This is a genomic window from Pseudomonas sp. 1912-s, assembly GCF_029269205.1.
Classification (GTDB): domain Bacteria; phylum Pseudomonadota; class Gammaproteobacteria; order Pseudomonadales; family Pseudomonadaceae; genus Aquipseudomonas.
The window spans coordinates 1-20,778 of the sequence record NZ_JARIXR010000023.1; the positions used below are offsets into that span (position 1 = coordinate 1).

The window sequence follows — 20,778 nt, forward strand, 5'->3', positions numbered from 1 at the left end:
AGGCAAGAGGCAAGCCAGCTCCCACATTTGACCGTGCCCGCTGTAGATTTTGATCTTGATGTTGCCTTTGCTTCACACCACTCAAGCCGGCCTGTAGGCCGCTGTGCTGTTGATCTGCTTTTGATCTTGATCTTGGGCGCCCCGTTAAACCACGCTGGCCGAACGCAGGTAGTACGGAGCGGGTAAACCGGCAGGACGCCGGTTTAGCCGCGACGGGGCAGGGACGCCCCGTCGCGGCGGCCCGCGGAGTAGTACCGGAGAGAGGGCACACCGAGCCTGAGCGAGGTGCCGAGTGGTGGGGCAAGAGCGTTTTGCTTACTTTTGCGCTGTTCAAAAGTGAGCCGCTGTAAGAGCGGAACCATAAGTGGCCGTTACAAAAACAACGGATATGTACACCCACCCAGCCCACAAAAAAAGCCCCCCCTTTGGCCAAACCAGTCAACCAAGTTGAAAGCTTTGACCATTGCCCGCCCACCGCTCTAGAGCGACTATTTCACCGGTCTACGTACCCATCCTGAAAACAAAAAACACACAGGGATTTGAAGCGATGCGTGATTACTCGGCTGCCACCACCCAGTTCAACTACCAACACACCGTCGACGCCGCCCTGTCGGGCAACTTGCAGGCGCTCAACGCCTGCGTCGAATGCTGCGACCGCCACGCATTGCCCGGCCGCATCGCACTGTTCTGGGAGGGCAAGGACGGCCGCAGCGCCACGTCCACCTTCACCCAACTGCAAGACCAGGCCGCACGCTTCGCCAACTTCCTCCTGGCCCAGGGCGTCAAACGCGGTGACAAGGTAGCGGGCCTCCTGCCACGCACCGCCGAGTTGCTGGTGGTGGTACTCGCCACCTGGCGCATCGGCGCGGTCTATCAGCCCCTGTTCACCGCCTTCGGCCCCAAAGCCATCGAACACCGCCTGAACAGCTCCGGCGCAGCGTTGGTGGTGACTGACGCCGTCAACCGTCCCAAGCTCAATGAAGTGGCCGACTGCCCAACCATCGTCACCGTCTCCGGCCCCAACGGCGAAGGCATCGTGCGTGGCGATTTCAGCTTCTGGGCCGAGTTGCCCAACTATTCCAATGCCTGCGAGCCGGTACTGCTGGGCGCCGAAGACCCATTCCTGCTGATGTTCACCTCCGGCACCACCGGCCCGTCGAAAGCCCTGGCCGTCCCGCTCAAGGCGATCGTCGCGTTCCAGAGCTACACCCGCGATGCCGTGGACCTGCGCCCCGAGGACGCGTTCTGGAACGTCGCCGATCCGGGCTGGGCCTACGGCATCTATTTCGGCGTCACCGGCCCGTTGTCCATGGGCCACCCGATCACCTTTTACGACGGCCCGTTCACCCTCGAAAGCACCTGCCGCGTCATCAACAAATACGGGATCACCAACCTCACCGGATCGCCGACGGCCTACCGCCTGCTGATTGCTGGCGGCGAGCAGTTCGCCCAGTCGATCAAGGGCAAGCTGCGCATTGTCAGCAGCGCCGGCGAGCCGTTGAACCCGGAGGTGATTCGCTGGTTCGCCGACAACCTCGGCGTGACCATCCACGACCACTACGGCCAGACCGAACTGGGCATGGTGCTGTGCAATCACCACGGCCTGGAGCACCCGGTGCATGTCGGTTCTGCCGGTTTTGCCTCGCCGGGGCATCGCATCGTGGTGCTGGACGACGACCATCAGGAACTGCCCGCCGGCCAGCCGGGCATTCTCGCCATCGACCGCGAGCAATCGCCAATGTGCTGGTTCGCCGGCTACGACGGGGTCAAGACGAAGGCTTTCGTCGGCAAGTACTACCTCAGCGGCGACACGGTGGAGCTGAACCCCGACGGCAGTATCAGCTTCGTGGGGCGCAGTGACGATGTGATCACCACCTCCGGCTACCGGGTCGGCCCGTTCGATGTGGAAAGTGCCCTGATCGAACACCCGGCGGTGGTGGAAGCGGCGGTGGTGGGCAAGCCCTGCCCGGAACGCACCGAGATCGTCAAAGCCTTTGTAGTGCTCAGCGAGCAGTACCGCGCCGAGCCGGCCCTGGCCGAAGAGCTGCGCCAGCACGTGCGCAAGCGCCTGGCGGCCCACTCGTACCCACGGGAAATCGAATTTGTCAGCGAGCTGCCCAAGACCCCGAGCGGCAAGCTGCAACGCTTCATTTTGCGTAATCAGGAAATCGCCAAGGCCCAGGCGGCTACGGCGTAATCCCTCTTCAAGGAAACAATGATGCAGATTGAGAACAAGGTTTTTCTGGTCAGCGGCGGCGCTTCAGGCCTCGGCGCGGCAACCGCCGAGATGTTGGTAGCGGCCGGTGCCAAGGTGATGCTGGTGGACCTGAACGCCGACGCCGTCGCCGCCCAGGCGCAAAAACTCGGTGAGCAGGCGCGCAGCGTGGTCGCGGATATCAGCCAGGAAGCCGCTGCCGAGGCTGCGGTGCAGGCCACCGTTGCTGCGTTTGGTGGCTTGCACGGGCTGGTCAACTGCGCCGGCGTGGTGCGTGGCGAGAAAATCCTCGGCAAAAATGGCCCACACGCGTTGGCCAACTTTGCCCAGGTGATCAACGTCAACCTGATCGGCAGTTTCAACCTGTTGCGCCTGGCCGCAGCCGCCATCGCTGAAACCGAGGCGAATGCCGACGGCGAGCGCGGCGTGATCATCAACACCGCCTCGGTGGCGGCCTTTGACGGCCAGATCGGCCAGGCGGCGTATGCCGCCTCCAAGGGCGCGATCGCCAGCCTGACCCTGCCTGCGGCCCGCGAACTGGCGCGCTACGGGATTCGGGTGATGACTATTGCTCCGGGCATTTTCGAAACCCCGATGATGGCTGGCATGACCCCGCAAGTGCGCGAGTCCCTGGCCGCCGGTGTGCCGTTCCCGCCACGCCTGGGCAAGCCAGGCGAGTACGCCGCGCTGGTGCGGCATATCATTGAAAACAGCATGCTCAACGGCGAGGTGATCCGTCTCGACGGTGCCTTGCGCATGGCGGCCAAATAAGGAGATTTTTCATGACTGATCCAATCGTTATTGTCAGCGCGGTACGTACCCCGATGGGCGGGTTCCAGGGCGACCTCAAAGGCCTGACTGCCCCGCAACTGGGCGCTGCGGCGATTCGCTCGGCGGTCGAACGGGCCGGTATTGCCAGCGACGCCGTGGATGAGGTGTTGTTCGGCTGTGTGCTGCCCGCCGGCCTCGGCCAGGCCCCTGCGCGCCAGGCGGCCCTCGGCGCCGGCCTGGACAAATCCACCCGCTGCACCACCCTCAACAAGATGTGCGGCTCAGGCATGGAAGCCACCATCCTGGCCCATGACTCATTGCTGGCGGGCAGTGTGGACGTGGTCATCGCCGGTGGCATGGAGAGCATGTCCAACGCGCCGTACCTGCTGGACCGCGCCCGCAGCGGTTACCGCATGGGCCAAGGCCGGGTGCTCGACCACATGTTCCTCGACGGCCTCGAAGACGCCTATGACAAAGGCCGCCTGATGGGCACCTTTGCCGAGGACTGCGCCGAGCACAACGGCTTTTCCCGCGAGGCCCAGGACGCGTTTGCCATAGCGTCCCTGACCCGTGCGCAACAGGCGATCACCGACGGCAACTTCATCGCCGAAATCGTTCCGGTACAGGTCACCGTGGGCAAGGAGCAGAAAACCATCACCCACGATGAACAGCCGCCCAAAGCCAAACTGGACAAGATCGCCACCTTGAAACCGGCCTTCCGCGAAGGCGGCACGGTGACGGCCGCCAACTCCAGCTCGATCTCCGACGGTGCAGCGGCGCTGCTGCTGATGCGTGAGTCTGAAGCGCAAAAACGTGGGCTCAAGCCGTTGGCGGTGATCCATGGCCACGCAGCCTTTGCCGACGAGCCAGGCCTGTTCCCGGTCGCGCCGGTGGGGGCGATCCGCAAGCTGATGACCAAGACCGGCTGGAACCTCGACGAGGTCGACCTGTTTGAAATCAACGAAGCCTTCGCTGTGGTCAGCCTGGTGACCATGAGCAAGCTGGAAATCCCCCACAGCAAGGTCAACATCCACGGCGGCGCCTGTGCCCTGGGGCATCCGATCGGTGCGTCCGGCGCACGGATCCTGGTGACCCTGCTCTCGGCCCTGCGCCAGAAAGGCCTCAAGCGCGGCGTCGCAGCCATCTGCATCGGCGGCGGTGAAGCCACGGCCATGGCCGTTGAATGCCTGTACTAAGGAACACCTATGCTCCCGAATGACGAACAACTGCAAATCAGCGAGGCTGCCCGGCAATTTGCCCAGGAACGGCTCAAACCGTTCGCCGCCGAGTGGGACCGCGAGCATCGCTTTCCCACAGAGGCCGTCGGCGAAATGGCCGAACTGGGCTTTTTCGGCATGCTGGTCCCGGAAGAATGGGGCGGTTGCGACACCGGCTACCTGGCCTATGCGATGGCCCTGGAAGAAATCGCCGCCGGCGACGGCGCCTGCTCGACCATCATGAGCGTGCACAATTCGGTGGGCTGTGTGCCGATCCTCAAGTTCGGCAATGATCAACAGCGAGAGCAGTTCCTCAAGCCCCTGGCCAGCGGCGCGATGCTCGGCGCGTTTGCCTTGACCGAACCCCAGGCCGGCTCCGACGCCAGCGGCCTGAAAACCCGGGCCCGGCTGGAAGGCGATCACTACGTGTTGAATGGCTGCAAGCAGTTCATCACCTCCGGCCAAAACGCCGGGATCGTGATCGTGTTTGCGGTCACCGATCCGGCCGCCGGCAAGCGGGGCATCAGCGCGTTTATCGTGCCCACCGACTCGCCGGGCTACAGCGTGGCGCGGGTCGAGGACAAGCTCGGCCAGCACGCTTCCGACACCTGCCAGATCCTGTTTGAGGACGTGAAAGTGCCGATCGGCAATCGTTTGGGCGAGGAGGGTGAAGGCTACCGAATCGCCCTGGCCAACCTTGAAGGCGGGCGCGTCGGCATTGCCTCGCAAGCGGTGGGCATGGCGCGAGCGGCGTTTGAAGCGGCCCGGGATTACGCCCGTGAGCGGGAAAGCTTTGGCAAGCCGATCATCGAGCACCAGGCCGTGGCGTTCCGCCTGGCGGACATGGCCACGCAAATCGCCGTCGCCCGGCAGATGGTGCATTACGCCGCCGCGCTGCGTGACAGCGGCAAGCCGGCGCTGGTGGAAGCCTCAATGGCCAAGCTGTTTGCGTCGGAAATGGCCGAAAAGGTCTGTTCGGCGGCCTTGCAAACCCTTGGCGGTTACGGTTACCTGAGCGACTTTCCACTGGAACGGATCTACCGCGATGTGCGGGTCTGCCAGATTTACGAAGGCACCAGCGATATTCAACGCATGGTCATTTCACGCAATCTCTGAGGAGCATCTATGAGTTACGAAACCATTTTGCTGGACGTCCAGGGCCGTGTCGGGCTGATCACCCTCAATCGCCCGCAAGCGCTGAACGCCTTGAATGCTCAACTGGTCAGCGAGTTGAACCAGGCGCTGGACAGCCTGGAAGCCAATCCGGAAATCGGCTGCATCGTGCTCACCGGCTCGAAAAAAGCCTTTGCCGCCGGCGCCGACATCAAGGAAATGGCCGAGCTGACTTACCCGCAGATCTACCTGGACGACCTGTTCAGCGACAGCGACCGCGTGGCCAACCGCCGCAAGCCGATCATTGCGGCGGTCAACGGTTTTGCCCTGGGCGGCGGGTGTGAGCTGGCTTTGATGTGCGACTTCATCCTGGCCGGTGACAACGCCAAATTCGGCCAGCCGGAAATCAATCTCGGCGTACTGCCGGGCATGGGCGGCACCCAGCGCCTGACCCGCGCCGTGGGCAAGGCCAAGGCCATGGAAATGTGCCTGACCGGCCGGTTTATCGATGCGGTGGAAGCGGAGCGTTGCGGGATTGTCGCGCGGATCGTGCCGGCGGATGAGTTGCTGGATGAGGCGCTGAAAGTCGCGACCCTGATCGCCAGCAAATCGGTGCCCATCAGCATGATGGTCAAGGAAAGCGTCAACCGCGCGTTTGAAGTGAGCCTGTCTGAAGGTGTGCGCTTTGAGCGCCGGGTGTTCCATGCAGCATTTGCCACACTGGATCAGAAGGAAGGCATGGCGGCGTTTGTGGCCAAGCGTGCGCCGGAGTTCAAGGATAAGTAAGGCCAAGGTGGGAGCCTGATGGCTCCCACTGTTTCAATTTAAATCAACTGGTTACAGCTGATAGTTCTTAAGCTCTCGAGCAATCACCATCCGCTGAATCTCGCTGGTGCCCTCGTAAATCTGGGTAATTCGCGCATCCCGGTAGTAACGCTCCACCGGGTAATCCTCCAGATAGCCATACCCCCCATGAATCTGCATCGCTGAGGAGCACACCTTCTCGGCCATTTCCGAGGCAAACAACTTGGCCTGGGAAGCTTCCGACAGGCACGGCTTGCCCGCACTGCGCAGTCTGGCGGCATGCAGGATCAGCAAGCGCGCGGCGTTCAGGCGGGTCTGCATGTCGGCCAGCAGGTTGGCCACGCTCTGGTGTTCAATGATCGCCTTGTCGAACTGCACCCGGTCACGGGCATAGGCCAGCGCCGCTTCAAAGGCGGCCCGGGCGATGCCCAGCGCCTGGGCGGCAATCCCGATGCGGCCACCCTCGAGGTTGGACAGGGCGATGGCCAGGCCTTTGCCGCGTTCGCCCAGCAGGTTGGCTTCGGGCACGCTGCATTGGTTGAGGGTGACGGCGCAGGTGTCCGAGGCACGAATGCCCATCTTGTGTTCGGTACGGTCCACCACGAAGCCCGGGGTGTTGGTGGGCACCAAAAAGGCCGAGATGCCTTTCTTGCCGAGGTCCGGGTCGGTCACCGCAAACACGATCGCCAGCTTGGCGCGCTTGCCGTTGCTGACGAACTGCTTGGCGCCATTGATCACCCACTGGCCGTCCCGCAGTTCGGCACGGGTGCGCAGGTTGTGGGCTTCGGAACCGGCCTGGGGCTCTGTCAGGCAGAAGCAGCCGATGGCCTGGCCGCTGGCCAGTTCCGCCAGCCAGGTTTCCTTTTGTGCTTGTGAGCCGTAGTTGAGGATTGGCCCGCAACCGACTGAATTATGGATACTCATCAGTGCGCCGGTCGCGCCATCGCCGGCGGAGATTTCTTCCACCGCCAGGGCGTAGGCCACGTAGTCGACGTAGGTGCCGCCCCATTCCTCGGGGACCACCATGCCCAGCAACCCCAGTTCGCCCATCTTGGCGACCAGGGCATCGTCGATCCAGCCGGCTTTTTCCCAGGCCTGGGCGTGAGGCGCGATTTCGCCTCGGGCAAAGTCCCGGGCCATGTCGCGGATCATTATCTGTTCTTCAGTAAATTCAATATCTTGCATGACTTAGTTCCCGTTCTTGTCGAAGTCGCGGAAGAAGCTCTCGACATGATCAGCCTCCAACGCCTGGAGGGTCGGAGGGTTCCAGCGAGGGGTTTTGTCTTTGTCGATCAGCAGGGCGCGTACACCTTCGATCAGGTCGCCGCGGGCGAACCATTGGCGGTCCAGGTGCAATTCCAGGGCGAAGCACTGCTCCAGGGGCAGGTGGCGACCCCGGCGCAGCATCTGCAGAGTGACGGCCATGGCCAGGGGCGAGCGGGTCTGCATCAGGCTGACGGTGGTCAACGCCCAGTCGTGACTGTCGGCAACGGTGACTTGCTGCAACTGCTCAACGATGCTCGGCACGTCCGGCAAGGCAAAAAAGTGGTCGATGGCCGGGCGCAGTGCCGCCAGCGGTGCGTCGGGCAATTGCTGTACGGCCAGGCCGGCCAGCAGGCCTTGCAGGTCCTTGAGCGGCGAGTCGTGCCATTGAAGGCGGTCGAGCCGCTGATCGAGCTCGCTGAGTTTGGCGCTGTCGAGGTACCAGTCGGCAAGCCCGCAATACAGGGCGTCGGCCGCGCGAATCTGCACCCCGGTCACACCGAGGTAGATCCCCAGTTCGCCGGCAATACGCGGCAGGAAATAGCTGCCGCCCACGTCAGGGAAATAACCGATGGCCACTTCCGGCATCGCCAGGCGGCTGCGTTCGGTGACCACTCGCAGGTCGGCGCCTTGCACCAGCCCCATGCCGCCGCCGAGGACAAAGCCGTCCATCAGCGCCAGCACCGGTTTGCGGTAGTGGTGGATGGCGAGGTCGAGGGCGTATTCCTCGACGAAGAAGTCTTCGTGAAGGGTGTCGCCGTTCTTGAAGCTGTCGTACAGCGAGCGAATGTCGCCGCCGGCGCAGAAGGCTTTTTCCCCGGCACCGCGCAGCACCACGGCGTGCACCCGGGGGTCGTCCGCCCAGGCCTGCAAATGCCGGCTGAGGCTGCGGACCATGTCCAGGGTAATGGCATTCAGGCCGGCGGGGCGATTGAGCGTCAGGTGGCCTATGTGGTTGCGTACTTCAGCCAGGACCTGGTCTTGCAGAATCCCGGCGCTGCTTGCCTCGGATGAAACCTGAGCAGTCATCTCTAACTCCCTGCTTTTATTGTTCTTTATCAAGATGTTCGGGGGCGAACGCTCTCGCGATCGTACCAGTGCAAATTTGCCCAGTACAAGTCGGAATCCTGCAGGTCGTTTTTGCATTTTTGCACGATGGGCTGCATCGGCCCTAGCGTTGGAAAACCGCCCCGATAGCGCGTCGCCGGGCGTACCGTTCGCTGGCCTGGATCAGCTCTTCCAGTTCCTGTGGGGTCACGTCCAGGAACTGCTCGCGCTCGGCCAGCGCCTGCTTGAGGTCTTCTGCACTGATACCGGGGTTTTCGCTGGCGGTCAGCATAAAGCTCGGTGCCGCCGGTTCGCTGGCGCCCTTGGGGTAACGTGTGCGCGTCGCATTATTGTAGGCCAGGGCGCACGCCACCATGACGGCGGCACCCAGCATGACTGCGCCCATTTCCTGCCAACCCAGGGCGATGGAGGCGGGGTCTGCCAGCACCAGGCTCATGGCCAGCCCACCCGCCGGTGGGTGCAGGCAACGCAGCCAGCAGATCAGGATCACCGTCATCCCGGCGGCCAGGCAGGCGCTGCCCAGGGTGCGCCCCAGTACCCGGGCCACCAGCAAGGCAACGACCCCGGCGCACAGGTAGCTGCCGATGATCGACCAGGGTTGGGCCAGTGCGCCGGATGACACGGCAAACAGCAGCACCGCCGAGGCCCCGAGCGGGCCGATGAGGTGCAAGGCCACCTCCATGCCGAACACCTGGGCACACACCCAGACACTGAAGAGCGTGCCCAGGGCCATGCCGATCGCGGCACGGCTCCATTCGGCGGGGCGGGTATTGATGGCAGCGGGTAACCAGCGAGCGAGCATTGACAGACGGTCCATAAAAAGCGGGCGAAAAAAAAGGCCTGTCTGGTTTCCCGGAAAAGCCCTTCAAAAAAAGTTCCTGCATTTGGGGGAGGAACCTGCGCAGTGTGCCCATCGGGCAAAGTTGCCGCCAATGCATATTAATGCAGGTCAAGTGCAGTATTTTTGCAGTTAACCGCCTCAGCCGAAGGGTATCAGCCGCGTCGGGGGTGGCAGGGGGCTGCTGACCTTGCCCAGCACCCGGTCATTGGTTTCTTCGTTGATCAGCAGGTTCTGCACGTTTTCCCGCAGTGACGGGTTGTTGGCCAGCGGCCCCTTGAGCACCACCAGCGCATCGCGCAGCTCCATCAGTCGATCCAGCTTGGGAACCGGAACATAGCCAACGCTTGCCTGTGAAGAGGGTGTTTGAAGAGTGGTTGTAAAACCTGTCGCAGAAGAGAGGGCGGGCAATGGTTGGTCGGACACGGAGCATTCCTCTAGAGTAAATAAACGGCAGGATTAAGTGCTGTTTAAACTTGTTCATTGTTATTGCAACTCTTTCTATAACCGGGTGAGCAACGATTTGAGCTGGTTTCTTTCAAAATTGCCAGGAAGGCCCTGAGTCGAGCCTCTGGTGCTGTTTTAAATAGTGGGGAAGGTAGTAATTAATTAACTCACTTGGCAGGCGAGTCTACAGTTGGGGACTTTAAGCGGGAAGGGGAGTTGCATCGGTGGTTACGGATAGAAGCGTAGGATTTTTCTTGATAGTTACTGTCTGGAAATTTACAGAAGTTATCGGATAAAGAAGATTCTTACATACACCGGAGTTTTAAACTACGGATAGCACCGACATGGGATAAGCGGGTTGCCCGCTTATCCCATTGCCAGGTATCAAGGCTGTGGGTTTTTGACCAAATGCAGCAACACATACGGGTTCTTGTCGAACTGCCCGGTCAACACCGGCACCAGTGAGCGAAACCGTGGATCGCTCAACCCTTCAAAGTCCGCCTGGCTCATGATCAGCCAGGCAGGTGCCTGAATCGGTGCCAGCTCGGCGGTCAACTGGGTAAACAGCGGCACCCGGTCGCAATCGAGGTTGACCATGAACTTGATGGCTTTCGCATCCTTGCCCAGCGCGTGCAGCACCAGCGGCGCCCGTTCCTGCTGGATGAGCGTCTGGGCCTGGAGGGTAAAGGTGCGCGTGTCATACAGCCGGCGCTCCAGGGGTTCGACCATCACGATATAGGCGAGCCATACCGCCAGCACGGCGGTGAAGGCCGGGCCCAGGTAGCGAAGGCGCGTCTTGAACAGAAACCCCAGTGCCAGCGTCTGGAGGGCTATCAGGATCCCGAACACCGGGTTGAGGCTGCCAATCTCCCCGGGGAAGCGATGACGCGCCACGAACAAGCCAGCGATCAGCAGCCCGGGAATTGCCGTCCAAAGCGCCAGCATCAGCCAGCGCAGCCCGGCGAACAGTCGCCCCCGATCAACCTGGAACGGATACGCGGCGATGATCGCCGCCATGGGCAGCATCGGCAGTACATAGCGGGCCTTTTTCGCCTGGGGCACCGACAGGCCGATCATCACGATCAAACCTGCGGCGAGGCAGTACAGCACCAGCTTCAGCGCCGGCCCCTGGTCTTCGCGACCACCGCCAACGATCGCAATCAGCGCCAGTATGGCCAGCGGATACGCCGGAGCGTAGTTGCCCAGGGAACTGCTGAAGTAATACAGCACGCTGCCGGAGCCTTCAGTCCCGTCCATGCGGCCGAGGAACTGCATGCGGATCACGTCCTGCATGAACCCTTCGCCGCCGCTGAGCTTGGCCAGCAGCAACAGCAGGCCGACACACGCCGCCAGCAATGCCAGGGCCAACAGGCCGAAACTGAACAGCTGCCGCCACTGGCGATTGATCAGGTAGTAGCTGCACAGCATGCCGGTGGGAATCACCAGGCCGATCGGCCCACGAATCGCGAACCCTGCGATCAGCAGCGCAAACAGCCAGTGCAAGCGCTTGCCGGCGCCGAAGTGATCATGGGCATACCCCAGGTAAAATACCGCCAGGGCCACCGCGGCCAGCATCTGGTCGAGGGACACTGCGCGGGTTTCGCTGATGAAGGTGCTGCTGAGCAGCATCACCGCGATGCTCAGCAGCGCCCAGCGCCGGGAGTAGGGCGCCGTCAGGCGATAGACCAGCACCACGATCAGCGCCGACGCGATGGCCGTCGGCAACCAGGCCGTCAGGCTGGTGACCTGCCCCAGCGGCAGGGACAGCAGCCACGTCAGCAGTGTCGAGGTGGCGAGGTAGTCGGCATAAGGCTGCCCGTAGGTCGTCGGGAAGAACCCCGGCCCATGGCGCAGCATCTCCTGGGCGAACAGCACGAAGCGCGAATCAAAGCCAATGATTGCCTGGTTCCAGTTGCCCGCGATAAACAGGATGAGCGCCAGGAGCCCCAGCAACCATGAGTGTCGGCGAATCGTCGGGCTGAGCAGGGGCGGATGAGCTCTGTCCACGTCTTAGGCTTCCTCGGCCTGAGGTACCCAGTTTTGCTGGGGGATCGGCAAATTGCAGGAGTCGCCGCGGCCCATCGGGAAGTACTGGATGCCTTTGCGTGCCAGGCGTTCGCCGTCGTACAGGTTACGGCCGTCGAAGATCACCGGGGTTTTCAGGCGCTGCTGGATCAGGTCGAAGTCCGGCGCCTTGAACTGCTGCCATTCAGTGCAAATGATCAAGGCGTCGGAACCGCTCAGGGTCGATTCCGGGGTGCCCATCAGCATCAGGCGCGGGTCATCGCCATAGATGCGCTGGGTTTCCTGCATGGCTTCCGGGTCAAACGCGCGCACATTGGCGCCGGCGGCCCACAGGGCTTCCATCAGCACACGGCTTGGTGCGTCGCGCATGTCGTCGGTGTTCGGTTTGAACGCCAGGCCCCACAAGGCGAAGGTCTTGCCCTTGAGGTCGCCCTTGAAGAACGCGTTGGCGCGTTCGAACAGCTTGCTCTTCTGGCGCTGGTTGATCGCTTCCACGGCTTCCAGCAGGTCGCTGGAGCAGTTGGCGGCCTTGGCGCTGTGGATCAGGGCACGCATGTCCTTGGGGAAGCACGAGCCGCCATAACCGCAGCCCGGGTAGATAAAGTGATAACCAATGCGCGAGTCGGCACCAATGCCCAAACGCACGGCTTCGATGTCGGCGCCCAGGTGTTCGGCCAGTTCGGCGATCTGATTGATGAAGCTGATCTTGGTGGCCAGCATGCAGTTAGCGGCGTACTTGGTCAGTTCGGCGCTGCGCAGGTCCATGAAGATGATGCGGTCGTGGTTGCGGTTGAACGGTGCATACAGTTCACGCATCACCTCGCGCACTTCTTCACGCTCGCAGCCAATGACGATGCGGTCCGGGCGGCGGCAGTCGGCAACGGCCGAGCCTTCCTTGAGGAATTCCGGGTTGGAGACGATATCGAATTCCAGATGGCGGCCGGCCAGGTGCAGGGCTTTTTCCATGTGGGCGCGCAAGGTGTCGCCAGTGCCGACGGGCACGGTGGATTTTTCCACCAGGATCACCGGTTGTACCCGGTGACGGGCCACCGCATCGCCTACCGACAGCACGTATTTCAGGTCGGCCGAGCCGTCTTCATCCGAAGGCGTGCCCACGGCGATAAACAGGACTTCACCGTGCTCGACCGCGAGTTTTTCGTCATAGGTAAACGTCAGGCGCCCGCCTTCGAGGTTTTCCTTGACCATGGCCGCCAGGCCCGGCTCGAAAATGCTCACGTGGCCCTGTTGCAGTTGCTTGACCTTGTTCTCGTCAACGTCCATGCAGATGACATCGTGACCGACTTCGGCCAATACGGTGGCCTGCACCAGACCGACGTAACCACTACCAAATACACTGATTTTCATGGGGCATTCCTGGGACTTGTGGTGCTAGCACGACGAGAGTTGATAGTCAGGACTCCGAGGATGACCAAGGCCACTCCCGCAGTTTTTGAAACGGAAAAATGTTCGTTGAACACCGGCAGGCTGGCGGCCAGCAGGTACACCAGCGCGTAGCTGATGCTGAGCAGCGAATAGGCGCGCCCCAGCGGCAGGTCTTTCAGCGCGCCCAGCCAGCAGAGCATCGACAGGGCATAGGCGATGATCGCCAGGATCACCACGCCCAGTGCGCCGAGGTCGATGGCACCGGTGTTGAGCGCTGCCAGCCATTCGGCGGGCAGCGGCAGGCGCGTCATGCTCCAGCGCATGCCCAACTGGGCGCCGCTCACCAGTGCAACGCTGCCCAGGGCCAGGGCAAAACCGCGAGCGCGACTCATACCTGACGCCCCAGCAACACCACACCGGCGATCACCAGCAGCACGCCGAACCAATGGCGGCCGTCGATGTGTTCGTGGAACACAAAGCGCGCCACCAGGGTCACCAGTACAAAGTTGAGGCTGAGCATCGGGTAGGCGATGCCGACTTCCAGGCGTTGCAGCACCAGCAGCCACACCAGCAAACCCAGGCCCAGGCATATCAGCGCCGACCACAGCCACGGCGAGCGCAGCTTCAAGGCCCAACCGTCGGGCTGGTCACGCCAGCCTTCCACGGCAAACTTCTGGGACACCTGGCCCATGCAGGTCAGCAGGCACGCGCCCAACAACAGCAGCAGTGTGGTCATGGGGCACTCTGCGGGAAAATCAGAATCACGATATTGCCTTGCTCGTAGCGTTTGCCGTCTTTGGGCAGCAGCTCCACTTCCTGGCGCTCGTCGTCACCCTTGACCCGCATGACCACGCCCACCGAACCCTGTTTGCGCGCGTCGGTCATCCATTGCTGGACATGGGCGGCATCGATCTTGCGGTAAGCGGTGTCCGGGAAGGCGATGCCGTATTTCACTTCGCCAACGGTGTTGTAAAGCATCACTTCGGGACGCTGCAGGCGCCATGACAAGGCTGAGGCCGCACCCAGGTCGTTGCTCAGCAACGCGGTGGTGGGTTGCAATTCCTGGAGGTGATCGATGATGAACTGGTCCGGGGTCTTGTTATAAACCACCGAGTGCGGCAACGCGGCCGGCACCAGTGCCACCAGCAGCCAGCTACCGATCACCGGTGCAGCCCACAGGTGGAGCGGGCGGGCGGCTTGCAGCAGATTGGCGATGATCCAGCCGAACAGGAAGATGAACACCAGCACCAGGCTCAAGGTTTCCTGGCCGTGCTCATACACCGGTTTCTTCAATTGGAACCAGGTCAGGGCCAGCAGCCCCAGCACGCCGAGGATCAGGTTCAGCCAGCCGTTGATGCGCAGTACGCGGCCACGGGCCTGGGCCAACTTGTCGGCCAGGGTATGGCCCATCAACAATGCCAGCGGCAGCAGGCACGGCATGATGTACGACGGCAGCTTGCCCTTGGCCAGGCTGAAGAACGCCAACGGCATCAGCAGCCACAGCAACAGGAAGCCGATCTTGGCACTGCGCTTTTCCAGCCACGCCTGTTTGACGGTGGACGGCAGCAGCGCCATCCACGGCAGGGTGAACGCAACCAGCAACGGCAGGTAGTACCAGAAGGGTTCGGAGTGTTGGGCGTCTTCGCCGGCAAAGCGCTGGATGTGCTCGTGCCAGAAGAAGAAATTCCAGTAATCCGGTTCCTGGGCATGCACCATCAGCGCCCACGGCAGGCTGACGACAATCGCGACGACCACGGCCACCAGGCCATAGGTGAGCAGCTCACGAAAGCGTTTTTGCCAGACCATGTAGGGCAGGGCGATCAACACCGGCAGCAACCAGGCGAGGAACCCCTTGGTCATGAAGCCCATGCCGCAGGCGAACCCGAGCAAGGCCCAGGACCCCAGGCGGCCACGGGGGGTGGTGCTGTCGAAGCAGAACCACAGCGCAGCCCCGGTCAGGTTGACCCAGAAGGTGAACTGCGGATCGAGGTTGGCGTAGCCCGCCAGGAACGCGACGCTGACGAAACTCATGTACAGCACGGCGCTGACCAGGCTCTTGCGCGGGTCGTTCCACACACGCCGGGCCACGAAGTACACCAGCAGGATGCTCAGGCCGGTGCTCAAGGCCGAGGCAAAACGCACGCCGAACAGGTTCTGGCCGAAGATTGCCTGGCCCAGCGCGATCATCCAGTACCCGGCAGCCGGTTTTTCGAAGTAGCGAATTCCCATGAAGTGCGGCGACGCCCACTTGCCGGTCAGCAGCATTTCCTGGCTGATCTGCGCATAGCGGGTTTCGTCGGGAATCCACAGCCCGTGGGTGGCCAGCGGGATCAGGTAGAACACCCCGAAAGCCAACAGGAGCAGGGGCAGGGCCCAGCGCCGAATCATGCCTTTTGCACTCCGAGCCAGCCTTCACGGCCGCTCAGCACACCGCGCACCAACTGTTGCTGGGGCAGGGTGGTCACGTCGGCGGGCAACAGGTCGCCCAACGGTTTGAACGCGATGCCGCGCTGCCCTGCCTGGGCGAGCAACTGGCGAAAATCATTGGCCATCAGAATCCCTTCTACTTCTGCGTGGATCGTATAAACGTTGAGCTTCGACGGCTTGAAGCGGTCGAGGATGAACGCATTGAAATCCTTGGCAGCCACTACCGGGCCCACGACTTCGTCGAAGGTCGGCATGTCCACCGGAATTTGTGGCGTGCCGGCACTGCCATCCGCCAGGGTCGGTCGGAACAGGCTGGTACCACGGCAATCGCTGTTGTAACGGAAGTTGAACGGTTGCTTGGCTTGCACCACGCGCTCATCGGCACGCCAGCCGGCGGCGGCGGAACAGTCGATGCGCTCACCGAGGATGTCGCTCAAGGTGTCGACGCCACGGCGGATCTGCTCGACCAGCTGTTTGTCGCTCCAGCTTGCGGTGTTGGCCTGCCAGCCATGGTGATCCCAGGCGTGCAGGCCGACTTCATGCCCGGCTGCCTTGGCCTGGCGCATCAGGTGCCCCAGGTCGCGGCCAATGGGTTTGCCTGGCCAGGCGGTGCCGGCCAGCAAAATGTCCCAGCCGTACAAGCCGGCAGCATTGGAGCGCAGCATCTTCCACAGGAACTGCGGGCGGATCAGGCGCCACAAGTGGCGCCCCATGTTGTCCGGCCCGACGCTGAAGAAGAAGGTCGCCTTGACCCCGGCTTCGTCGAGCGACTCCAACAACCTTGGCACCCCTTCGCGGGTGCCTCGGTAGGTGTCGACGTCGATGCGTAGACCCGCTTGCATCAACGCTTGTCCGCGATTTCGAGCATGGCTTCACGCAGGAAGAAATCCAGGGTGTTGCCGATGGTTTCGCTCATCTCGACGGTAGGCTCCCAGTTCAGCAGGCGCTTGGCGTTTTCGATGCTTGGCTTGCGGTGTGCCACGTCCTGGTAACCGGTGCCGTAGAACGCCTTGCTCTCTACGTCGCGGAAACCGGCAAACGGAGGGAAGTTGCTGCGCAGCGGGTGAGCTTCGAACTGACGCAGCAGTTCTTCGCCCAACTGACGGATGCTGGCTTCGTTTTCCGGGTTGCCGATGTTGATGATCTGGCCGTTGCAGTTATCGTTGTCGTTATCAATGATGCGGGCGAGGGCTTCGATGCCGTCGGCGATGTCAGTGAAGCAACGCTTCTGCTCGCCACCGTCGAACAGACGGATTGGCGTGCCTTCCACCAGGTTCAGGATCAGCTGGGTGATGGCGCGGGAGCTGCCGATACGGGCCGAGTCCAGGCGGTCGAGGCGCGGGCCCATCCAGTTGAATGGACGGAACAGGGTGAACTTCAGGCCTTTGTCGCCGTAAGCCCAGATCACGCGGTCCAGCAGTTGCTTGGAGACCGAGTAGATCCAGCGCTGCTTGTTGACCGGGCCCACCACCAGGTTGGAGGTGTCTTCGTCGAAGTACTGGTCCTGGCACATGCCATACACTTCGGAGGTCGACGGGAAGATCACGCGCTTGTTGTACTTCACGCAGTAGCGAACCAGTTTCAGGTTCTCTTCGAAGTCCAGTTCAAATACGCGCAGCGGGTTGCGGGTGTATTCGATCGGGGTGGCGATGGCCACCAGCGGCAGGACCACGTCGCACTTCTTGATGTGGTACTCGATCCACTCGGAGTGAATGCTGATGTCGCCTTCCACGTAGTGGAAGTTCGGGTGGCTGCGCAGGCGCTCGATGGCGTCGGAACCGATGTCCAGGCCGTAGATTTCGTAACGGTCGTCACGCAGCAGGCGCTCGGACAGGTGGTTACCGATAAAGCCGTTCACACCCAGGATCAATACGCGGGTACGGCGTGGCTTGCGGCCGGACTCGGCGCCGCGCAGCACGGAACCGTCCACTAGGCCCAGCTCATCCGCCAGGGACGGGCCGGCCAGGTACAGGCCGTTTTCGTTGCGCTGGCCGAACTTGACCACCAAGGAGTCTTCACCGCAGGCGATGCGCAGCGGGTTGACGCTGATCACGCGGCCTGGCGCCAGGCCTTCGTTGCCCTTGACGACTTCAGCGCTCCAGACGATCAGCTTGTGCTCGCCCACGGCGCAGAAGGCGCCCGGGTAAGGCTGGGTCACGGCACGCACCAGGTTGAACAGCTCTTCAGCCGGTTTTTTCCAGTCCAGCTTGCCGTCTGCTGCGGTGCGGCGACCGAAGTAGGTGGCCTGGCTTTCGTCTTGTGCGGTTTCAGCCAGCTTGCCTTGAGCCAGTTGCGGCAGGGCGTCGCGCAGCAGGTTGGTGGCCGCCTCACGCAGTTTGGCGTGCAGGGTCAGGCCGGTGTCGGTGCGGTCGATCACGACTTTCTGCTGGGCCAGGATCGCGCCGGCATCGGCACGCTTGACCATGCGGTGCAGGGTCACGCCGGTTTCGGTTTCGCCGTTGACCAGCACCCAGTTGGCCGGTGCACGGCCACGGTACTTAGGCAGCAGGGAGCCGTGCAGGTTGAACGCGCCTTTTTTGGCGGTGGCCAGCAGGGCTTCGCTCAGCAGGTTGCGGTAGTAGAACGAGAAGATGTAGTCCGGGTTCAGCTTGGCGATGCGCTCGATCCACAGCGGGTGGTTGGCGTCTTCCGGGGCGTGCACCGGGATGCCATTGCGGGCGCACAGTTGGGCGACGGAACCGTAGAAATTGTTTTCCTTGGGGTCATCGGCATGGGTGAACACGGCAGCAATTTCGTAACCCGCATTGAGCAGGGCTTCGATGCCTGCACAGCCAATATCGTGGTAAGCGAAGACAACAGCTTTTGAATTCATGACGAAACCTGATCGGAAGGAGAAGTAGAGGTGTGGGAAGACGTCAGGCCATCGACCGTAAAGGTCTCGGCCGGTGCTGCCGGTTGGTTGCGCAGCACTTTTTCAATAAAGAACCGTGGGCGGGCCCGCACATCGCTGTACATGCGGCCCAGGTATTCACCCAAGAGGCCCATGCCGATGAACTGGCCACCGGTGAACACGAACAGCACGGCGAACAGCACGAACATGCCGTCGCCGGCCCAGCCAGAGCCGAAGGCCAGGCGCAACACAATCAGTGCGACCGCAAACAGCATGCCCAGCGCCGCCAGGCTGAAACCGACGATGCTCAACAGGCGCAGTGGCGTGGTGGTCATGCAGGTCAGCAGGTCGAACATCAGGCTGATCAGGCGCATCGGGCTGTACTTGGACTCGCCGTGTTCACGCTCGGCGTGATGCACCAGGATTTCCGTGGTGTGGCGCGCAAAGCTGTTGGCCAGGATCGGGATAAAGGTGCTGCGCTCGCGGCAGGCCAGCATGGCGTCGACGATGGTGCGGCGATAAGCGCGCAGCATGCAGCCGTAGTCGCTCATGGCCACGCCGGTGGAGCGTTGCACGGCGAGGTTGATCAGCCGCGACGGCCAGCGGCGGAAGGCCGAGTCCTGGCGATTGTTGCGCACGGTGGCAACCACGTCGTAGCCCAGGGCGGCCTGTTCGACCAGGCGCGGGATTTCTTCCGGCGGGTTCTGCAGGTCGGCGTCGAGGGTGATCACCACGTCGCCCCGGCAATGCTCGAAGCCGGCCATGATCGCGGCGTGCTGGCCGTAGTTGCGGTTGAGGATCACCGCGACCACGTTGCTGCCTTCGAGCGCGGCGGCGTCTTCCAGCAATTGCGCAGAGTTGTCGCGGCTGCCGTCATCCACCAGGATGATTTCGTATTCGTAAGCCAGCTGCTTGCAGGCGGCCATGGTGCGGCGCAGCAATTCAGGCAGGCTTTCTTGTTCGTTGTAGACCGGGATAACGATCGACACGCAATGAATTGGATAGGGTTTCAAAGATTCATTACCTCGGGGGTTAGAGCAACTTGGAGCGTAAACACAGCAGTAATCACAAGCCTGGAACAGCAGGCGCCTGATTAAAAATAACGTGGATTCATGGCATTCATTCGGTAGTCCTGACAGGTCACAGTGGGTCTTCCTTGGCTTACGTGAGTAAAGACCAAAATGCTCAAAGGTAAAGCGGAATCAACGAGTTAACCTGCAAAGTACGGTTCGCTCTCAAGTCGTGCCGCCAAGATTAAGCGCAAAAATGTTCAACGAATATGAAACGCAGATGAAAAAGTCGTTTTTTTGGCAGGTAGACAGCTAGTGTTCAGCTAAACAGCAGGAACACGGACAATGCCGTCCTGGCCGCGCGTAGACAAGGATTGGACTTTTTCTGAGTGTTATTTCGCTCCTGAAGAATCTTCTCTGCATTGCCGCGCAAGTGCCGGTAAAGTAAGCCATCTCTTGCCAGGGCAGTCGGATGAATAGCGTGCAGCGTTTACGGCCAATGTTGATGGTGTTGTTGATGTCGGTGGCGTGGGCCACGGTGGTGCGGGCCGATAACGGTGTGGCACTGACGGCCATCGACCCGGTGCCCGATGGCGTGGAAGTGCGGGGTAAACAGGTCGGGGCCTACACCTGGAGCGATAAACAGGGCAAAAACCTGTTGGTGCTGGCGGAACAGGTCAGCGAGCGCGACGACGACGGCGCCCAGTCGGCCTTTGTCTATGCCGCCCAGTACCTGCTCGACGGCGACCGGCCCAAGCGGGTGTGGATGCTCTACGACGACGTGCAGCACTGTGAATTTGACGCTGGCGCGCACTTCAACACCGACGCCACCCAGGTCACCGACCTGCTGGGCGATGGCATCAGCCAGGTCACGGTGGGCTATAGCCGCACCTGCACCAGTGATGTCAGCCCCAATGACTTCAAGCTGATCATGCACATCGGCAAGTCGCAGAAGTACCGCCTGCGGGGCATCGACCGCTATGGGGCCAGTTGGTGGGATGAAGACGCCGGCGCCCTGCAAGGCATGCCGTTGCCCAAGGATTGCAGCGTTGCTGCGCAACAGGCACTGGTCAGCCAGTACAAGGAGCAGGGCACCGAGCTGCCGTTGCCGGGCTGTTATGGCGACGAGCAGGACTTCGCCAAGGCGCCCAAACCCTACCTGGATTTCATGCGCCAGCACTGGTTTGCGTTGATGCAGAAGCAGGACACCGACTGGAGCCAGCAGCAGACGCCGGCCCCGGCAGAGGACGATCAGGAATAGCCCCGAGGATTGACCTGCGCTAGACTTCGCGCTCGCCAATTCACTAAATAGATCGATTAATCAGATGGTTAGTCGATCTATTTAA

Annotated in this window: 18 protein-coding genes; 6 read left to right on the top strand and 12 right to left on the bottom strand. The window is 61.9% G+C overall.

Annotation, left to right across the window (positions count from 1 at the left end; translation table 11 throughout):
- Window positions 1-547 precede the first annotated feature (547 nt).
- The 5 genes from P3C29_RS23875 to P3C29_RS23895 are packed head-to-tail and all read left to right on the top strand — an operon-like array spanning window position 548 to window position 6,102.
- Entirely contained in the window at window positions 548-2,197 is a 1,650-nt protein-coding gene (locus tag P3C29_RS23875) for an AMP-binding protein (protein ID WP_201124168.1), read from the top strand.
- A gap of 21 nt (window positions 2,198-2,218) precedes the next feature.
- Entirely contained in the window at window positions 2,219-2,986 is a 768-nt protein-coding gene (locus tag P3C29_RS23880) for an SDR family NAD(P)-dependent oxidoreductase (protein WP_169388520.1), read from the top strand.
- Between the two features lie 11 nt (window positions 2,987-2,997).
- Window positions 2,998-4,182: an acetyl-CoA C-acyltransferase gene (locus P3C29_RS23885; RefSeq protein WP_275965613.1), complete on the top strand. Its 1,185-nt coding sequence runs from the start codon at window positions 2,998-3,000 to the stop codon at window positions 4,180-4,182.
- Between the two features lie 9 nt (window positions 4,183-4,191).
- Window positions 4,192-5,319, top strand: a complete 1,128-nt coding sequence (locus P3C29_RS23890) for an acyl-CoA dehydrogenase (RefSeq protein ID WP_275965614.1) — start codon at window positions 4,192-4,194, stop codon at window positions 5,317-5,319.
- Window positions 5,320-5,328: 9 nt separating this feature from the next.
- On the top strand, window positions 5,329-6,102 hold the full coding sequence (locus tag P3C29_RS23895; RefSeq protein WP_010171088.1) for an enoyl-CoA hydratase: 774 nt from the start codon (window positions 5,329-5,331) through the stop codon (window positions 6,100-6,102).
- A 51-nt stretch (window positions 6,103-6,153) separates the two neighbouring features.
- On the opposite strand, the gene P3C29_RS23900 is transcribed toward P3C29_RS23895, so the two are convergent.
- The 12 genes from P3C29_RS23900 to arnC all read right to left on the bottom strand — a co-directional run bounded on the left by P3C29_RS23900 (window position 6,154) and on the right by arnC (window position 19,435).
- Window positions 6,154-7,305 carry an acyl-CoA dehydrogenase family protein gene (locus P3C29_RS23900; protein WP_201124164.1) on the bottom strand — a complete coding sequence of 384 codons (1,152 nt, stop codon included), beginning with the start codon at window positions 7,303-7,305 and terminating at the stop codon, window positions 6,154-6,156.
- A gap of 3 nt (window positions 7,306-7,308) precedes the next feature.
- Window positions 7,309-8,412, bottom strand: coding sequence for an enoyl-CoA hydratase/isomerase family protein (locus P3C29_RS23905; protein WP_275965615.1), 1,104 nt, complete (start codon window positions 8,410-8,412; stop codon window positions 7,309-7,311).
- Window positions 8,413-8,554: 142 nt separating this feature from the next.
- Window positions 8,555-9,253, bottom strand: a complete 699-nt coding sequence (locus P3C29_RS23910) for an HPP family protein (protein ID WP_275965616.1) — start codon at window positions 9,251-9,253, stop codon at window positions 8,555-8,557.
- 177 nt (window positions 9,254-9,430) lie between these two features.
- Window positions 9,431-9,610: a type VI secretion system contractile sheath small subunit gene (locus tag P3C29_RS23915; protein ID WP_272903156.1), complete on the bottom strand. Its 180-nt coding sequence runs from the start codon at window positions 9,608-9,610 to the stop codon at window positions 9,431-9,433.
- A 510-nt stretch (window positions 9,611-10,120) separates the two neighbouring features.
- Entirely contained in the window at window positions 10,121-11,743 is a 1,623-nt protein-coding gene (locus tag P3C29_RS23920) for a glycosyltransferase family 39 protein (RefSeq protein ID WP_275965617.1), read from the bottom strand.
- Window positions 11,744-11,746: 3 nt separating this feature from the next.
- On the bottom strand, window positions 11,747-13,126 hold the full coding sequence (locus tag P3C29_RS23925; RefSeq protein WP_010171078.1) for a UDP-glucose/GDP-mannose dehydrogenase family protein: 1,380 nt from the start codon (window positions 13,124-13,126) through the stop codon (window positions 11,747-11,749).
- Window positions 13,123-13,536 carry a 4-amino-4-deoxy-L-arabinose-phosphoundecaprenol flippase subunit ArnF gene (gene arnF, locus P3C29_RS23930; RefSeq protein ID WP_275965618.1) on the bottom strand — a complete coding sequence of 138 codons (414 nt, stop codon included), beginning with the start codon at window positions 13,534-13,536 and terminating at the stop codon, window positions 13,123-13,125. The genes P3C29_RS23925 and arnF overlap by 4 nt, the downstream gene beginning before the upstream one ends.
- Complete coding sequence (gene arnE / locus P3C29_RS23935) at window positions 13,533-13,880, bottom strand: 4-amino-4-deoxy-L-arabinose-phosphoundecaprenol flippase subunit ArnE (protein ID WP_201124156.1); 348 nt, start codon at window positions 13,878-13,880, stop codon at window positions 13,533-13,535. The genes arnF and arnE overlap by 4 nt, the downstream gene beginning before the upstream one ends.
- Complete coding sequence (gene arnT / locus P3C29_RS23940) at window positions 13,877-15,532, bottom strand: lipid IV(A) 4-amino-4-deoxy-L-arabinosyltransferase (RefSeq protein ID WP_275965619.1); 1,656 nt, start codon at window positions 15,530-15,532, stop codon at window positions 13,877-13,879. The genes arnE and arnT overlap by 4 nt, the downstream gene beginning before the upstream one ends.
- Window positions 15,529-16,413, bottom strand: a complete 885-nt coding sequence (gene arnD, locus P3C29_RS23945; protein WP_029615914.1) for a 4-deoxy-4-formamido-L-arabinose-phosphoundecaprenol deformylase — start codon at window positions 16,411-16,413, stop codon at window positions 15,529-15,531. The genes arnT and arnD overlap by 4 nt, the downstream gene beginning before the upstream one ends.
- Window positions 16,413-18,404 (bottom strand): bifunctional UDP-4-amino-4-deoxy-L-arabinose formyltransferase/UDP-glucuronic acid oxidase ArnA, encoded by a 1,992-nt coding sequence (gene arnA / locus P3C29_RS23950; protein ID WP_010171068.1) that lies wholly within the window; start codon window positions 18,402-18,404, stop codon window positions 16,413-16,415. Before arnA ends, arnD begins: the two co-directional genes overlap by 1 nt.
- A complete protein-coding gene (arnC, locus tag P3C29_RS23955) occupies window positions 18,401-19,435 on the bottom strand; it encodes an undecaprenyl-phosphate 4-deoxy-4-formamido-L-arabinose transferase (protein ID WP_032881941.1) in 1,035 nt (344 codons plus the stop codon). Before arnC ends, arnA begins: the two co-directional genes overlap by 4 nt.
- Window positions 19,436-19,904: 469 nt before the next feature.
- On the opposite strand from arnC, the gene P3C29_RS23960 reads away from it, so the two are divergent.
- Window positions 19,905-20,693: a hypothetical protein gene (locus P3C29_RS23960; RefSeq protein ID WP_201124150.1), complete on the top strand. Its 789-nt coding sequence runs from the start codon at window positions 19,905-19,907 to the stop codon at window positions 20,691-20,693.
- Window positions 20,694-20,778: the final 85 nt, after the last annotated feature.

Bases quoted from the DNA above. Each gene is read 5' to 3' on its own strand.
- P3C29_RS23875 (WP_201124168.1), top strand. From the start codon at position 548: ATGCGTGATTACTCGGCTGCCACCACCCAGTTCAACTACCAACACACC.
- P3C29_RS23880 (WP_169388520.1), top strand. From the start codon at position 2,219: ATGCAGATTGAGAACAAGGTTTTTCTGGTCAGCGGCGGCGCTTCAGGC.
- P3C29_RS23885 (WP_275965613.1), top strand. From the start codon at position 2,998: ATGACTGATCCAATCGTTATTGTCAGCGCGGTACGTACCCCGATGGGC.
- P3C29_RS23890 (WP_275965614.1), top strand. From the start codon at position 4,192: ATGCTCCCGAATGACGAACAACTGCAAATCAGCGAGGCTGCCCGGCAA.
- P3C29_RS23895 (WP_010171088.1), top strand. From the start codon at position 5,329: ATGAGTTACGAAACCATTTTGCTGGACGTCCAGGGCCGTGTCGGGCTG.
- P3C29_RS23900 (WP_201124164.1), bottom strand. From the start codon at position 7,305: ATGCAAGATATTGAATTTACTGAAGAACAGATAATGATCCGCGACATG.
- P3C29_RS23905 (WP_275965615.1), bottom strand. From the start codon at position 8,412: ATGACTGCTCAGGTTTCATCCGAGGCAAGCAGCGCCGGGATTCTGCAA.
- P3C29_RS23910 (WP_275965616.1), bottom strand. From the start codon at position 9,253: ATGCTCGCTCGCTGGTTACCCGCTGCCATCAATACCCGCCCCGCCGAA.
- P3C29_RS23925 (WP_010171078.1), bottom strand. From the start codon at position 13,126: ATGAAAATCAGTGTATTTGGTAGTGGTTACGTCGGTCTGGTGCAGGCC.
- arnF (WP_275965618.1), bottom strand. From the start codon at position 13,536: ATGAGTCGCGCTCGCGGTTTTGCCCTGGCCCTGGGCAGCGTTGCACTG.
- arnE (WP_201124156.1), bottom strand. From the start codon at position 13,880: ATGACCACACTGCTGCTGTTGTTGGGCGCGTGCCTGCTGACCTGCATG.
- arnT (WP_275965619.1), bottom strand. From the start codon at position 15,532: ATGATTCGGCGCTGGGCCCTGCCCCTGCTCCTGTTGGCTTTCGGGGTG.
- arnD (WP_029615914.1), bottom strand. From the start codon at position 16,413: ATGCAAGCGGGTCTACGCATCGACGTCGACACCTACCGAGGCACCCGC.
- arnA (WP_010171068.1), bottom strand. From the start codon at position 18,404: ATGAATTCAAAAGCTGTTGTCTTCGCTTACCACGATATTGGCTGTGCA.
- P3C29_RS23960 (WP_201124150.1), top strand. From the start codon at position 19,905: ATGAATAGCGTGCAGCGTTTACGGCCAATGTTGATGGTGTTGTTGATG.